Annotated in this window: 15 protein-coding genes; 12 read left to right on the forward strand and 3 right to left on the reverse strand. The window is 41.4% G+C overall.

The window, feature by feature from the left end:
- Positions 1 to 6: 6 nt before the first annotated feature.
- A complete protein-coding gene (locus VOI46_RS16195) occupies positions 7 to 1,071 on the forward strand; it encodes a RelA/SpoT domain-containing protein (protein ID WP_004587484.1) in 1,065 nt (354 codons plus the stop codon).
- Here the strand turns inward: VOI46_RS16195 and mtnA are convergent.
- Positions 1,049 to 2,089, reverse strand: coding sequence for an S-methyl-5-thioribose-1-phosphate isomerase (gene mtnA / locus VOI46_RS16200; RefSeq protein WP_039972226.1), 1,041 nt, complete (start codon positions 2,087 to 2,089; stop codon positions 1,049 to 1,051). The genes VOI46_RS16195 and mtnA overlap by 23 nt on opposite strands.
- Before the next feature lie 128 nt (positions 2,090 to 2,217).
- Here mtnA and mtnK point away from each other — a divergent pair, with 128 nt between their 5' ends.
- Positions 2,218 to 3,435, forward strand: a complete 1,218-nt coding sequence (gene mtnK, locus VOI46_RS16205) for an S-methyl-5-thioribose kinase (RefSeq protein ID WP_004587482.1) — start codon at positions 2,218 to 2,220, stop codon at positions 3,433 to 3,435.
- 36 nt (positions 3,436 to 3,471) lie between these two features.
- On the opposite strand, the gene VOI46_RS16210 is transcribed toward mtnK, so the two are convergent.
- Positions 3,472 to 4,953 (reverse strand): FMN-binding glutamate synthase family protein, encoded by a 1,482-nt coding sequence (locus tag VOI46_RS16210; protein WP_004587481.1) that lies wholly within the window; start codon positions 4,951 to 4,953, stop codon positions 3,472 to 3,474.
- A 96-nt stretch (positions 4,954 to 5,049) separates the two neighbouring features.
- Entirely contained in the window at positions 5,050 to 6,828 is a 1,779-nt protein-coding gene (locus tag VOI46_RS16215) for a DUF885 domain-containing protein (RefSeq protein WP_039972225.1), read from the reverse strand.
- Positions 6,829 to 7,183: 355 nt separating this feature from the next.
- On the opposite strand from VOI46_RS16215, the gene VOI46_RS16220 reads away from it, so the two are divergent.
- From VOI46_RS16220 to VOI46_RS16265, 10 genes are all read left to right on the forward strand, one after another.
- A complete protein-coding gene (locus VOI46_RS16220) occupies positions 7,184 to 8,170 on the forward strand; it encodes a GGDEF domain-containing protein (RefSeq protein ID WP_004587479.1) in 987 nt (328 codons plus the stop codon).
- Between the two features lie 95 nt (positions 8,171 to 8,265).
- Complete coding sequence (gene ubiE, locus VOI46_RS16225; protein WP_004587478.1) at positions 8,266 to 9,021, forward strand: bifunctional demethylmenaquinone methyltransferase/2-methoxy-6-polyprenyl-1,4-benzoquinol methylase UbiE; 756 nt, start codon at positions 8,266 to 8,268, stop codon at positions 9,019 to 9,021.
- Between the two features lie 11 nt (positions 9,022 to 9,032).
- Positions 9,033 to 9,716, forward strand: coding sequence for an SCP2 sterol-binding domain-containing protein (locus VOI46_RS16230; protein WP_004587477.1), 684 nt, complete (start codon positions 9,033 to 9,035; stop codon positions 9,714 to 9,716).
- Between the two features lie 9 nt (positions 9,717 to 9,725).
- The gene (gene ubiB, locus VOI46_RS16235; protein ID WP_039972224.1) at positions 9,726 to 11,330 is read left to right on the forward strand and encodes a ubiquinone biosynthesis regulatory protein kinase UbiB; all 1,605 of its coding nucleotides are present in this window, start codon (positions 9,726 to 9,728) and stop codon (positions 11,328 to 11,330) included.
- A 79-nt stretch (positions 11,331 to 11,409) separates the two neighbouring features.
- Positions 11,410 to 11,664 (forward strand): Sec-independent protein translocase subunit TatA, encoded by a 255-nt coding sequence (gene tatA, locus VOI46_RS16240; RefSeq protein WP_004587475.1) that lies wholly within the window; start codon positions 11,410 to 11,412, stop codon positions 11,662 to 11,664.
- 11 nt (positions 11,665 to 11,675) lie between these two features.
- Positions 11,676 to 11,999 (forward strand): Sec-independent protein translocase protein TatB, encoded by a 324-nt coding sequence (gene tatB, locus VOI46_RS16245; RefSeq protein WP_232423994.1) that lies wholly within the window; start codon positions 11,676 to 11,678, stop codon positions 11,997 to 11,999.
- Positions 12,000 to 12,047: 48 nt separating this feature from the next.
- Positions 12,048 to 12,788, forward strand: a complete 741-nt coding sequence (gene tatC, locus VOI46_RS16250; RefSeq protein ID WP_004587473.1) for a twin-arginine translocase subunit TatC — start codon at positions 12,048 to 12,050, stop codon at positions 12,786 to 12,788.
- Between the two features lies 1 nt (position 12,789).
- On the forward strand, positions 12,790 to 13,320 hold the full coding sequence (locus VOI46_RS16255; RefSeq protein WP_004587472.1) for a hypothetical protein: 531 nt from the start codon (positions 12,790 to 12,792) through the stop codon (positions 13,318 to 13,320).
- The gene (locus VOI46_RS16260) at positions 13,320 to 14,105 is read left to right on the forward strand and encodes a TatD family hydrolase (protein ID WP_004587471.1); all 786 of its coding nucleotides are present in this window, start codon (positions 13,320 to 13,322) and stop codon (positions 14,103 to 14,105) included. The genes VOI46_RS16255 and VOI46_RS16260 overlap by 1 nt, the downstream gene beginning before the upstream one ends.
- The gene (locus tag VOI46_RS16265) at positions 14,105 to 15,952 is read left to right on the forward strand and encodes a diguanylate cyclase (protein WP_004587470.1); all 1,848 of its coding nucleotides are present in this window, start codon (positions 14,105 to 14,107) and stop codon (positions 15,950 to 15,952) included. Before VOI46_RS16260 ends, VOI46_RS16265 begins: the two co-directional genes overlap by 1 nt.
- The last annotated feature ends 5 nt before the right edge of the window (positions 15,953 to 15,957 follow it).

Raw genomic sequence — 15,957 nt, forward strand, 5'->3', positions numbered from 1 at the left:
TGCTTTATGGTTAATGAACAGTATCAAAAGTCTAAACAACAACTGGCCTACTCACGTAAGCAAGTTGAAAAGGCTGGGCGTATTTTTCGTAAAAATGAAGGTGACTTTGATTTTGCTACTGAAGTTATTCAAAATTATCGGGCAGCACATTTATACCCACTTACAATAATTAAAAACTTAGTCTGGAAGCATGTTAAAAAGCTTCATTTGCTTGAATCAGCAACAATCGTTAGACGCTTGAAACGCTTGCCTACTATCATCGATAAGCTACAAAGAACATCGCTAGATGGAAAAAGTGAAAATGCAATTAACCTAAAACGAATGCATGATATTGGTGGTTGTAGGGTTATTTTAGATAACCTTGATCATTTATATCGATTAAATAAGAGCTTAGATTCAAGTAGGACAGTACATGGTGTTAAATCATATGACTATATAAATAAGCCTAAATCAACAGGCTACAGGGGGATCCATCGTGTTTATAAAAGCTATAACAATTTAGAGTCTCATGATTATAAAGGCTTTCAAATTGAAGTTCAGCTACGCACTAAACTTCAGCACTTATGGGCTACCACAGTTGAAATAGTTGATATCATAGAAAAAGAAACCTTAAAAACTAATCCCCAAGCAGCCGACACGGACTGGAAACGTTTATTTTTTATCATGGGGGAATTTCTTGCGGTTAAAGATGGATCAAATAGTCTAAGTAAAGAAGAATCTCAAAACTATATCGAGGAACTTGCTTCCCTAAACAAAAAGCTAGCTGCCTTTCAAAAGCTTGATGCATTCAATCGCGCATTTCAGGTTGATGAGATTAAAAACAAATCCAAAGATACAGGCTTTGCTTTATTAGTTCACAATACAGAAACTCAAATGGGTCGAGTGTTTCTATATGCAGCAAATAAAAAACAAGAAGCACTAACACACTATGCTGAGCAGGAGAAACAAACCCATAATAATGTGCTTTTGGTAGCAGGGAATGACCTAAAGTCAATAGAAAAAGCATACCCCAACTATCTTAATGACACATCTGAGTTTTTATCTGAATTTAGCCGTATTCTACTTGGTTAATTTTAACTAACGCCCCACTCTCTACATCACTTTTATTGTAAACACCGGTATCTAACACCCAAGCTGTTATTAGTTTTGCAGGTGTTACATCAAATGCGGGATTATACACATTGGCATTAGTGGGTGCCCACAGCGCCTCACCAAAACTGCCACTTACGCCGCGTACCTCTGCGCTATTTCGCTGCTCTATTGCTATATCGCTACCGTAAGCTGTTTGTGTATCAAGCGTAGTTAAAGGCGCGACAACATAAAAAGGAATATCATGAAAATGCGCCAATACAGCTAAATTATAAGTTCCCACTTTATTAGCAAAGTCGCCATTAGCAGCAATACGATCGGCGCCTACCACTATTTTATCTACCTTGCCTGCGGCCATTAAACTTGCTGCCATATTATCGCAAATAAGCGTATACGGTACTTGCCAGCGCTCAAGCTCGAACGCGGTTAAACGCCCGCCTTGCAACAAGGGCCGCGTTTCATCAACCCACACATGTATATTGCCGTGTTGCTGCTGCGCTTTGTAAATAACGCCTAATGCTGTACCAATACCAGCAGTCGCTAATGCGCCGGTATTACAATGGGTTAAAATATTGTCGCCGCTGTTTATAAGCTCAGCTCCGCGCGTTGCCATGCGCTCACATAGGGCAATGTCTTCAATAAAAAGGCGCTCTGCGCTGCACACCACTGCTGCTACAAAGTCATCGCTTTTAAGGGCCTCTCTTAATGTAGCCATACAATGCATTAAATTAACAGCGGTTGGCCTTGTGGCTTCAAGCTCATCAATTGCTTTTGCAAGCGCCGCTTGAGTTCCCCCCTGCTGCGCTAAATGAGCAACCAGCAAACTCGCACCTAAGCCTATTAATGGTGCGCCACGAATTTTTAAACTGATGATCAGCTCCTTCATCGTCTCAACACTATGGCATTCGTGCCATACCTGCTGATGAGGAAGTAAATACTGGTCAAGCACACTTAATATGCCGTTTTCATATTTTAAACTGCTTGCGATTAGGTTTTGCATGGTGAGGCTGCTTAAATAAAATGCGTAAGGGTATTTTACATCAGTTTGAACAACTCTCAAGTTAGACTTGTAGACACCTAAACATTTAAAGGTATAGAATGCCAAAAAAGGTTATTTGAGAACTCACTATGGCTAACTATGTCGCGTTTGATGCGCAGCGCGCAATTGAATATGTAAATTCGCTAATTGACTCTAAACAGTATGTTTTTTTTAATGCTGACGCCAGCTTAACTGCGTACGAATTTGGTGACGGTAACCTTAATTTAGTATTTAGAATTAGCGATGAGCACCATAACAGCATTATTTTAAAGCAAGCACTGCCTTATGCTCGTTGTGTAGGTGAATCATGGCCGCTCACGCTTGATAGAGCCCGTATAGAGGCGCAAGTGTTACTTAACCATGGCGCTATTTGCCCACAAAACACCGCTAAAGTACTGCACTATAACCAAGCTTACGCACTTACTATTTTAGAAGATTTAGGTCACTTAAAAATATTGCGCACTGCGCAAAATAACGCGGAGCAATTTCCTAAGTTAGCCGAGCACATAGCTACGTATTTAAGCCATACCGGGTTTTATAATTCAGATTTTTACCTAACCGCCCAGCATAAAAAGGCCCTAGTACAGCAATTTACTAACCCTGAGCTTTGCCAAATTACAGAAGATTTATTTTTTAGCGATCCGTATACAGATCACGAACGCAATCACTTTGACGAGCAACTTACTGCACATGTACACGCTTTGCGTGATAACACGGCACTTAAGTTAGAAGTTGCGAAATTAAAAGCTAATTTTTTATCTAACCCGCAAACATTGCTGCACGGCGATATGCACAGCGGCAGTATTTTTGTAGATACCAATACCACTAAAGTGATTGACCCCGAGTTTGGCTTTTTTGGCCCTGTTGGCTTTGATATAGGCTCTTTTATTGGCAATTTACTATTAAATTACTGCGCACAAGCAGGGCATATTGAAGAGTTTGTAGCACGACGAAACTATCAAACGCATTTACTTAGCTGCATTGTTGAAAGCTATAATTTATTTGAGCAACAATGGTTAGCTTTAATTGCCAACCAAAGCACAGATCGCACCCTTAATACCGAGGGCTACCCACAGTACTTTATGAAAACCGTATTACAAGACGCCATAGGCTATTGTGGAACAGAACTAATTAGGCGCACCATAGGGCTCGCGCATGTGGTAGATATTGACAGCATTGAAGATGAAAATACGCGCCTTGCAGTACAAAAACAAACGCTGAGCTTAGGTGAGCAACTTATTTTAAATGCCAAAAGCTGCGACAACAAAGATGCCTTTTTTAGTTTATTAGTAAGCCAACTAAATTAAAAAAGGCGCTAAAGCGCCTTTTTTATACTAATACCGTTATTGGTAGTTTTCGTAAATTTTATCGAGCGGCTCCGACAGCCCACTTTCTTGCACTATACGCACGTGTTTACGCCTTAATTCCCGCGCACTCGTTACACCACATGAGTGGGCAATTAAGCCAGCGCCGTAATGAATATATTTATTATAATTGGCAACCCGCTGAGCTTTATCTGCAACATTTAAACCACGCTGTAGCCGCTCGTTATGGGTAGTTACACCGGTTGGGCAGGTGTCTTTATTACATTGCATGGCCTGTATACAGCCTAACGCAAACATATGACCACGCGCAGAAACAACAAAATCGGCACCCAAAGCAAGCGCCCATGCCACCTTAGAGGGTACAATTAACTTACCCGAAACAATGACTTTAACCCGCCCTGTTAAGCCGTGTTTTTCAAGCATATTAACAACCAGCGGTAAGCTTTCGCGCAGCGGTAAACCTACCGAATCTAATAAGGGTTGTGGCGCTGCGCCCGTACCGCCATCGGCACTATCAATAGTGATAAAATCCGGTGCTGATTCAAGCCCGCGGTGGTTTATTTCTGCAAATAGCGTTTCTAGCCATGTGTAATCACCAATAACGGCTTTAAAGCCGGTAGGTTTGCCTGTGGCGTTTCGCACTGTGGCAATCATATCTAATATGTCGCTTGGCTTTTTGATCTCTGGGTGCCCATTTGGGCTAATTGAATCTTTACCCTCAGGGATGCCCCTTATTTTAGCAATTTCAGCATTAACCTTTTTACCTGGTAACATACCGCCTTTACCTGGTTTGGCGCCTTGGCTTAATTTAAGCTCAAACATTTTTACGTTTTTATGCGCCGCAATTTCTTTAAGTTTATCAATACTTAAATTTCCAAGCTCGTCGCGCACACCATATTTAGCCGTACCAATTTGAAACACCAAATCGGCTCCGCCCTCTAAGTGATAAGGGCTTAACCCGCCTTCGCCGGTATTCATCCAGCAGCCGGCCAATTTTGCCCCTTTTGATAACGCTCTAACAGCCGGTTTTGAGAGCGCGCCGAAGCTCATTCCCGATATATTAAACAAGGAGTTAGTGGTGTACGGCGTTTTACAATAAGGGCCTAAAGTTACATTACTTGGGTCCAACGCCTCTTCATCTAAGGTAGGAAAAGCACAGTTCATAAACATCACTGTACCTGTTACCTCTAAGCTTTGCGTGGAGCCAAATGCAGCGGTACGATCGACATCTTTTGCAGCACGATACACCCAGCTGCGCTCTGCTCGGTTAAACGGCATTTCTTCTCTATCGAGGGCAAAAAAGTACTGCCTAAAAAACTCGCCTTGGCGCTCAAAAAAGTACCTAAAGCGGCCAATAACCGGGTAATTTCGCCTAATTGCATGCTTTGTTTGAGTAATATCACGAAAATAGAAAACAATAACGGTAAGTACAATTAATCCTAATGCAACAATAAAAATACTCGCAAATACATCAATACTAAAAATAATAAAATCGCTCATCCAAGGCCCCTTGATGGCTGTTTTTAAAAATAAAAAAGGTGTTGCGTCAAAATGACACAACACCTTTCGTTGTTCAAGGTTTATACCTTTAGATAATTAGCTTTGCGTGTTTTCAAGCTCAGCTTTTATATACAAACGAACTTGCTCTTCAAGCACTGATAACGGCACAGAACCATGGCGCAATACTTGATGATGAAACTCACGAATATCAAAACGTGGCCCAAGCGCTTGCTCGGCCTCTGTGCGTAAACGCTTGATAGTCAGCTCGCCAATTTTGTACGACAAAGCTTGCCCCGGCCACGAAATATAGCGGTCGGTTTCGGTTTTAACATTATGTAATGAAAGCGCTGTGTTTTCGCTCATAAAGTTCATAGCGCGCTCTCGGCTCCAGCCGTACATGTGCATACCGGTATCAACCACTAAACGAGCTGCACGCCACATTTCATAGGTTAAACGGCCAAATCGGCTGTATGGGTCTTGGTAAAAGCCTGCTTCTATACCTAAGTATTCAGAATAAAGCCCCCACCCTTCACCAAAAGCCGAAAGGTAGGCATCACGTCGGTAGCTTGGTAAGTTTTCAAGCTCTGCATTAAGCGATATTTGTAAATGATGCCCCGGTACGGCTTCGTGTAAGGTCAGCGCCTCTAATACATACAATGGGCGCTTATCTAGCGCATATGTATTTACCCAATAATAACCTGCTTGATCGCTTCGGCTTGAGGCAACATAGCGACCGGTTGTATATTTAGGGGCTATATTTGCAGGTACAGGTGCAACGCCATAGGGCATACGTGGCAGTGTATGAAATAACTTAGGCAGCTGCGCGTCCATTTTTTTAGCTATATAAGCAGCTTCTTTTAATAGCTGCTCTGGAGTGGTGGCGTAAAATTGCGGATCGGTACGTAAAAAGTGGATAAAATCGGCAAACGTGCCTTCAAAGCCTACTTCTTTAATTATTTCCTGCATTTCACTGCGGATACGCGCCACTTCAGATAACCCCAGCTGATGTATTTCATCAATGCTCATATTTGTGGTGGTGTAATACTGTGCGCGGTTTTTATAAAACGCCTTGCCATTAGGGGTTTGCGAAATACCAATCGTAGTGCGTGCACCTGGCTGATATTGCGTAGTAAAAAATGTTAAATATGCTTTGTAAGAGGCAATAACATCGTTTTTTATGATGCGTTTAGCTTTTTGCTGTAACGCTTTAAAGTCATTTTCACTTAGCCCTGCCGTGTTCGTTTTAAACGGGGAGTAAAAGTCTGACTGCGTTACATCATCCACTATGTAAGCACTTATTGAATCTTCATACCCAGCTAATACCGCTTGTGGTTGAGTAAGCCCCGTTTCGAGCCCCTTTTTCATCCAGTGTATGTTTTGCTCAAAAAAGCGCGGCACTTGTTCAAGGCGGGCTAAATACGTTTCTAACTGTTGCGGTTGCTTGTACTGCGAACTATTAATCATATAAGACAAGCTAGAATGGAACCCATACTCAGAAGTTAGCGGCATGTAGTGCGCATTAAATACGTATTCATCAACACTGTTTTGTACTTGCGCACGAATAATACTGAGGTTAATACTGTTTTCACTTGAAAGCTGGTCGCTATCAATTGCATCTAAACGACTTAATAATGCTGTTTTTTCCTCATATTGCTGCTTTAAAAATTCAGCCGATAAATTAGGTAATAAATAGCCATCAACCCCTTTAGGCTGTGTGTAGGGATTTACACGTTTGCGGTAATCAACAATACTTTGCGCCACTTGTTCAAATTGTGTGTTTGCGTTGGGGCTTGTTAATGTACATGCGCTTAGCGTGCCAAAAAGTGATAGCACAAGCAGTGTGCGGCAAATTCGCGGGGGTAAGGAATAATTCATTTTAGTTTTACTTAACCATACAATAGATTTCACAAAACTATCGTAGGCTGAGTAAATAGCAAGATAAATGCGATTAATCTCAATAACACACGCTTAATTGGAGCGGGTAAAATAAGCTGAACCCGCCTAAATTAAGCTAATTACGTGCTCTTTGATGATAAAATCAGCTATTAGGCAGCAAAAGTAAAAATTTAAGTTCACTAATACTGGTTTTTACTTTTAAATAGCCTGCTTAACGATTATTGTAGTAAAAAAATAATAAAGCTTGGATGCATTGCCGCCTCATTGAAGAGTTATTTTAATGTGTAATTTAATGCGTACTTAGTTGGTAGTTAAAATGATGTTCCATGATTCCATGGCTGTAGCTCAAGAAAAAATGACGAATGTATGCCTGTTTTTAGAACGTCATACGCTGCCCCCCTCACCGTTAAATTACCACGTTGCCTATACCTATATTAGTAAAGTAAATCCTCAGCTAAATAACGCCATAGACGAGGCCATTACTAATAAAGCCCAAATCGATAGTATTTTGATTGAGCAGCTCTACTTTGAGTTTTTAAACGAAGGGCATACCACGCAAGTGGCAATGATTAATAACGTAAATGGGGTTATTGATTCACTGTCGCGCAATGCGCAATCAACCGAAAAACAAATTGTTAGCTTTGCCGGCCAAGTAAGTGAGTGCATGCACACGCTTGATGAGAATAATATAGAGCAAAGCCGCCAAGCACTCGATACGTTAAACACGCAATCAGCCACGTTACTTGAGCAACACAAGCACTTCAAACACGAGCTACATAAAGCTAAAAAGTTACACGAAAAAACCCAAAAACAGCTGGCGCAATTACGTAAGCAGCACATTATTGACTCACAAACGGGACTGTATAAACGTCATTATTTAACGCAGCAAACCCAACTATGGAGCAACCAAGACAAATCAATTTGTGCAATTGCTATTCAAATAGATAATTTAGATCATTTTGTAGATAATTACGGCGATATAATTGGCGAAGTTATTTTGAACAAAGTGGCTAAACAAGTAAAAAAATATGTTTTTCAAAGTGGTTTACCTGGGCGCACAGCAAAGGACCAATTTACTGTATTACTGCCAGATATAGACCCCGAAACCGCCAATGTTATTGCTGAAAAAGTGCGTAATGGCGTAGAAAAACTTCGCTTTGTTAGCTCAAAAAGCGGCACTAAGCTGCCTGGCATTAACTTATCTTTAGGCATAGCGCAGCAACTCAAAAATGATGACTTTAACCAGTTAGCTAAAAAAGCCTCGCAAGCGGCATTTAAAGCACGCTCACTGGGGCAAAGTAGCTTTACAGCTGGCCACTAGGTTTTACGCTAAATTACCTGATAAATCATATTCAAATTGCACCTGCAGTATACAATCAAGTACACTAGTCTTTATTGCCACGATAGAGACTAACCATGAACGAAACAGAGCAAAAGACCACGCATTTTGGCTATAAAACCGTAGCCGAAAACGATAAAGCCTCAATGGTTGCAGACGTATTTCACTCGGTTGCAGCAAAGTACGATGTAATGAACGATTTAATGTCTTTTGGTGTACATCGATTATGGAAACGTCAAACTATAGCCAGCTCAGGTGTGCGCAAAGGCCACCACGTCCTTGATTTAGCAGGCGGCACTGGCGACCTAACAGCAAAATTTAGCCAGCTAGTCGGTGACACCGGCCAAGTAGTTTTAGGCGACATTAACTCATCAATGTTAAAAGTGGGCCGCGAAAAACTGCACAACTTGGGTTTAGTCGGCAATATCGACTACGTGCAAATGAATGCCGAAATGCTGCCTTTTCCAGATAACAGCTTTGATGTGATCACGATTGCCTTTGGCCTACGTAATGTAACCGATAAAGACAAAGCCCTGCGCTCTATGTACCGTATTTTAAAGCCAGGTGGACGCTTACTAGTATTAGAGTTTTCCAAGCCTGAGCATGAAATTTTAAGTAAAGCGTACGATTTTTACTCGTTCAATCTATTACCAACTATGGGTAAAGTAGTGGCGAACGATAGCGAGTCATACCAATACTTAGCTGAGTCAATTCGTATGCACCCAGACCAAGAAACCTTAAAAGCAATGATGGAAGAAGCAGGCTTTGAACAAACAACGTATCAAAACCTAACCGGTGGTATTGTTGCACTGCACCGCGGTTTTAAATATTAAGGCAGGCAGTTATGGCGTTTGAGCAAAAAAGCGAGCAAGTGGTCGCAGCAAAACCCGATTCGCAGTTTTTTATGTTACCTAATTTTGTACTTTCGCTTATAGAGCGAGTGCTTAATAAGGTACTGCAACTCGACGCCACCTTAATAGATAAGCTCAGTACCGTTAAGCACAAACCATTAAAGGTCGAAATCCGCAATTGGCAGCAGCAAATAGTATTAACCTTTGATGGTAAACTATTACACCTTTACAGTGCCAGCGATGAAAATAGCGCAGAGTGTATGATCAGCGCAGATATAGATACTCTTATGGCGCTTAAAGACCCAGCCATGCTTACACAGCTCATTCGTCAAGATAAGCTAGACCTGCAAGGCGACTTAAACGTCGCTCAGGCATACAGCGCCGCATTTTCTGGGCTAGATATAGATTGGCCTGAGCAACTATCGCACTATATTGGCGATGCGCCCGCACAACAACTTTACATACAGCTAAACGCTTTACGCAGTAAAGAGCGTAAAGCACGTCAGCAAATTAGCACCACATTAACTAGCCTATGCCAAGATGAGCTCGCTGTAACTATTCACCCTTTAGAGCTTGAACAATTTAAACAACAAAACCGAGTGTTAAAAGGGCAAGTGGCCGCTATTGAACAACGCATAAATGCATTAATCAACTCTTCTAACACCAACAGCCGCTAAGGATTTTTTGTGTCGACTGCTCGATTGTATTACATCACTAAAACATTACTTAGCTACGGATTAGATGAGTTAATACCAAAACAAAAAATACCTTGGTACGCTAAAATTGCGCGTGGTAGCTTGTTTTGGTTACGTAACCAGCACAAAAACAAGCCAGCGGGCTTGCGACTGCGCTTAGCCTTGCAAGAACTTGGCCCTGTGTGGATTAAGTTTGGCCAAATGCTTTCTACCCGCCGAGACTTACTTCCTCACGACATTGCGTTAGAGCTTGCTTTTTTGCAAGACCAAGTCGAGCCCTTTGAAGGCGAACTTGCCCAAAAAATAATTGAAAAAGCGCTCGAAATTAGCGATATAAGCCAGTTATTTAGTGAGTTTTCGCAAACCCCATTGGCCTCAGCGTCTATTGCACAAGTGCATACTGCTAAGCTGGTTGATGCCCATAACAATACCCAAGATGTTGTTATAAAAGTGATTAGGCCAAACATAAAAACACAAATTAATGCCGACTTAGCACTTATGGAAAAGCTCGCTAAAGTACTTGCCAATGTACACAGCGAAGCAAAAAGGTTACGTCCTGTTGAGGTGGTCAAAGAGTATAAAAAAACCTTGTTAGATGAGCTCGATTTAATGCGCGAAGGCGCAAATGGCATACAACTTAAGCGTAACTTTGAAGGCTCTGATTCGTTATATATCCCGGCTGTTTATAGCGATTATAGCCGCAGTAACGTTTTGGTTATGGAGCGTATTTACGGAATTCCGGTCTCAGATACTGAGTCGTTAATTGCGCAAAATACCAATATGAAATTACTCGCTGAGCGCGGTGTAGAAGTGTTTTTTACCCAAGTATTTAGAGACAGTTTTTTTCATGCTGATATGCACCCTGGCAATATATTTGTCTCTCGCGAGCACCCTGAAAACCCCATGTATATTGGTATCGACTGTGGCATTGTTGGCACATTAAACAAAGAAGATAAACGCTATCTCGCAGAAAACTTTATCGCCTTTTTTAATCGTGACTACCGCCAAGTTGCTCAGCTACATGTTGACTCGGGCTGGGTTCCGCCCGATACCAGCATAGAAGAGTTTGAATTTGCAATTCGTACCGTGTGCGAACCTATATTTAATAAGCCGCTAGCTGAGATATCGTTTGGTCATGTACTCGTTAATTTATTTAACACCGCACGCCGCTTTAACATGCAAGTACAGCCGCAGTTAGTATTATTACAAAAAACGTTATTATACGTTGAGGGCTTAGGGCGTCAGCTTTATCCTCAGCTTGATTTGTGGAAAACCGCTAAGCCATTTTTAGAAGATTGGGTAAAACAACAAGTTGGACCGTTATCAGTAATGAAACAAATGTATGCTAACTTGCCATTTTGGGCTGAAAAAATGCCAGAACTACCTGATTTAATTTATCAAAATTTAAAACATAGTCCGCAAATGCAGCATTCTCAGCCAAGTAAAGTGTCACACAAAGCGCTAGTACTTAGCCTATTTGGCAGTGCTACACTGATTGTATCGGCACTGTGTTATCTGCAGCACGACCTCATAGCGGCAGGCGTAACATTAGCAGCGTCTGCAATTAGCTTTATTGTGGCGTGGCGTAACACATAAACTAAGTGCAATTTATGCCACAGGGCGTATAATTAGTACTTAAAATAAACATTTAAGCATTTATCAGTTGGAGATAACCATGGGTTTAGGTGGCATTAGTATTTGGCAATTATTGATTGTTTTAGCGATTATCGTACTTCTTTTTGGTACTAAAAAACTACGCGGCATGGGTGGTGATTTAGGCGGTGCAGTAAAAGGGTTTAAAAAAGCCATGTCTGATGACCAAACTAAAGAGACTGAAAGCGAAAAAGCTGAGCAAATCCAAGAGTCTCAAAAAGCAGCGCCAACACAGACACAAAGCACTGAAAAAACCAAAGACGATACTAAGGTTTAAGCAATATGGGAATGTGGGAGCTCGTTGTTGTTTTTATTGTTGGCCTAGTGGTACTTGGCCCTGAGCGGTTACCGGTTGCCATTCGCACCGTAATGCGCTGGGTAAAAACCGTTAAGTCGATGGCCAACTCAGTTAAAGCAGAAGTGAGTGAAGAGCTACGCATACACGAGCTTCACGAAAACCTAAAAAAAGCAGAGCAACAAGAGCTTAAAGATTTAAGCCCTGAGCTACAACAATCGGTTGATGAACTGCAAAAAGCAGCGCAGTCGGTTACTCATAGCTATAAAAACACTTCAAGCACGTCATCTAACGAACAACTCGATGAAAAAAAGTGAAATTAATTCCCCTATTTGTGGTCAACTTATTACGTGGTATAAAAAATAATGTCTGAACAAGCTAAATCAGGGTTCGTCGCTCACTTAATTGAGCTGCGCGATCGGCTTATTAAATCACTTTTTAGTATTTTAGTGATATTTATTGGCCTAGTGTATTTTGCCAATGATATATATGAGTTTGTAGCCGCCCCTTTAGTCGCACATTTACCAAGCACTGCCACTATGATAGCTACCGATGTTACGGCACCGTTTTTTGCACCGTTTAAACTAACGCTATTTGTTGCCTTGTTTGGCGCTATTCCGTGGATATTGCATCAAATTTGGGGATTTATAGCACCTGGCTTATACCAACACGAAAAACGCATGCTAATGCCAATTTTGGCCTCGAGTATTTTGCTTTTTTATGGCGGTATCGCTTTTTGCTACTTTATAGTGCTCCCTATTATATTAGGCTTTTTTACTAGTGTAGGGCCGCAAATGATGACCCTAGCACCGGATATTAGTAGCTATTTAGGATTTGTACTTAAGCTATTTTTTGCATTTGGTGTGGCGTTTGAAATACCCGTAGCCATAATGTTGCTATGTTGGAGTGGCGCTACAACCACGCAGAGTTTAAAGCAAAAACGCCCTTATATTGTGGTTGGTGTATTTGTTGTGGCGATGTTTTTAACACCGCCCGATGTGTTATCACAAACACTATTAGCACTTCCTATGCTGCTTTTATTTGAGCTAGGGTTAATTTTAGCGAAATTTTATAGCGCTAAAGAACAACAGGAATCTGAGGAATAAAATGAAAAAACAACTACTCTCACTACTGGTTTTACTAAGCGCACCGACGTTTGCAGCGCAAGAAATTAACGTGCAAGCTTTGCAAGCATGTAGCTTTATTGAAAACGACTTTAACCGTTTACTATGTTATGACAACACAGTGGCAGGTAAACCGCTTACTAAACCTAGTGAGAAAAAAAACCTTACCCCACCAAAAGCCGTAACCAATGTATCGCCAAACGTAAGTGCACCTGTTGCAGCTGTTTCTAAAGCAGCGCCTGCTGCTAAAGCAGATGATTTTGGCCTTGAGCATAAAGAGATCACTAAAGATAAAGACGAAAATATCACAGCGTCAGTATCATCAGTTAGAAAAGCCCCTTATGGCGAGCTCATTATTACCCTTGATAACGATCAGCAATGGCGTCAAATTGGCTCTGACAGTCTTAAATTAAAAGAGTCAGACACAGTGGTTATTAGCCGCGGTGTATTTAATTCTTTTTTACTTCGTAAAGATGGTCAAAACCGCTCAATCCGTGTGAAGCGCACTCAGTAATGACCTACACGTTAGTTGATGCCGGCGTTAATTTAACCAATCACCAGTTTGAAGGTGAGCATCAGGCCATTATTGCCCGCGCAAATGCCGCGGGCGTGCAAGCTATGTTACTGATCGGCTGCGATGTGCCTAGTAGCGAACAATCGCTTGCATTAGCAAAACAATATAATCAGTTTTCTACTGCTGGCGTGCATCCACATGACGCTAAAGACGCCACCGATGAACTTGAAACCACTTTAACGCAGCTTGCTAGTAACGATTGCGTTGTGGCCATTGGTGAGTGTGGGCTTGATTATAATCGCGATTTTTCTCCTCGCGATATTCAGCGCAGCGTATTAAAACGCCAGTTAGCGTTAGCCGAAAAACTAAACCTACCTGTTTATTTACACGAACGTGACGCAAGCGAAGATATGCTAAATATTTTGGCTAACTATAACGTACGTGGCGTGCTGCATTGCTTTACAGGCAATGCCCAAGCACTCAAAGACTATTTAGAATTAGGCCTTTATATTGGCATTACTGGGTGGGTGTGTGACGAGCGCCGCGGTAAAGCATTGCAACAATTGGTGCCAAGTATCCCGCTTGAGCGGTTATTAATAGAAACCGATGCGCCTTTTTTAATTCCACGCACAATAACCCCTAAACCAAAATCACGTAAAAATGAGCCCGCCTATCTTAGCTATGTGTGTGAAACACTCGCTAAGCTTTATAACGTTGAACCAAGTACTATTGCCGCCCATATTACGGCTAACTTTTATAGCTTATTTGATATAGCAGGTCGCTAATGACAAGCCCAAAGGCGCTATTTAGCCTATTTATGCTCCTTTGTTCATTTTGCAGTGTTGCAAACCCCGTAATTTCTGAAAATTTTAAATCAATAAAAATAGACACCCTGAGCTATTCGTTTACGCCCACCACAGCAAACAATGCCTACCATGAGGTTAGCGACTGGCAAACAGTAAGTGATAAGCCATTAAATTTAGGGTTTGAACAACGCCCTGTATGGGTCAAGTTTACAGTTAAAAATACCTTAAATAACAATATAAGCCCTATTTTATCGCTCGATAACCCGCTGTTAAATGAAGCGCAGATTTTTCATTTTTATAATTCAGCACTGCTCTCACACATGCAAACTGGCGATAACTTTAAGCTCTCATCACGGCTAATAAAAAGTGAATCTTTATTAGCAACCTTGAGGCTGCCGGCAAATAGTATTAGCACCGTAATAATGAAGGTTAACAACAGTGCTGGGCTACGCATCCCGCTGACTTTATGGCAACCAGATGCCTACCTAGCGCATAAAGGTAAACTTAATTTAATTTATGGCTTACTCATTGGTTTTTTATTTTCATTGGCCATAAGTTGCTTGGTTTTGTATGGGTTTTCGCGCAAGTTGTATTTTGCTTATGCAGGCATTATTACGCTGACCTTAGGTGTGCTACTGGCTTATTTATGCGGTTTTGGCGCTCGTTATTTTCATCCAAATTCGCCTTCATTACAGCAAGTAATGATACCTGTTTTACTAATGCTCACTACGCTTGCTTTTGTTCCGCTACAAAAACAACTGTGCCAACCTAAAGCCTCTAAACTACTAAAATGGCAAACCATTGTTGCTAATATTTACGCAATTAGCCTGCTGTTTATGTGGGCTTTACCTAGCACAGTGTTTACCCCATTTAGCTTACTGGCGAGCCCGATTGTTATTATTTATTGCTTGGTAAGCGCCTACATCTGCCAGCAAAATGCGCCTTCAAAACCAATTCAAGCACTGCTAATTGCACTTATGCTATTTTTACTTGTTATGGTGTACCTTATTATTGCTGTATTTGGCTTATATCCTTTAGGTAGAAGTAGCTTAGCTTTTGTTTTTATATGTTTTTTTGGTAGTACATTTTGCCTATGTTATGGCGTTATGAAGCGCTTTATTTTAGAGCGTGATGAACAAGTTATTGCTCAACAAACCTTGATTGCTGAAAATGCAGCCCAAGATACACTATTAAATGAGCGACTCGCGCTGCAAGCCCAAACACAAAAAGAATTAGAGTCGTTAGTTGATGAGCGCACCTTTGAGTTACAAGTCACTTTGCGCGAACTAGAGGATAAAAACCGCGAGCTTGAGCTACTTAATATGGAAGACGCGCTGAGCGGCGTTAAAAATCGTCGCTTTTTTGATAAAAAATTAGTGATGGAACTGCGTCGCTCTCGGCGTGAACAAACGCCTTTGAGTATGATTATGCTCGATATAGACCGGTTTAAACGCGTAAATGATAACTACGGGCACTTAACCGGCGACCAAGTAATACGCGCTGTAGCCGACATTATAAAACAGCACTTAAAACGCCCGTTGGATGAAGTGGCTCGCTACGGCGGCGAAGAGTTTGTTGTTTTACTACCTAACACCCCAAAAGAGGGGGCTGTTGATATTGCTGAAAAAATTCGCCAAGCCGTAGAGAGTAATACCGTAAATGTAGCCGGAACATCCGTAAAAGTAACCATTAGTGCTGGCGTAAACAGCGCTGTAGTAAACAATATTAGTAACCCTGAGCTATTTACAGACGACGCAGATAAAGCGCTCTATTTCGCTAAACAACATGGCCGAAATCAAGTAATTAGTTTTCCAATCCCACAGTAGGAGCT

Source organism: Pseudoalteromonas sp. CuT4-3 (assembly GCF_035666335.1).
GTDB classification, from domain to species: Bacteria; Pseudomonadota; Gammaproteobacteria; order Enterobacterales; family Alteromonadaceae; genus Pseudoalteromonas; species Pseudoalteromonas atlantica.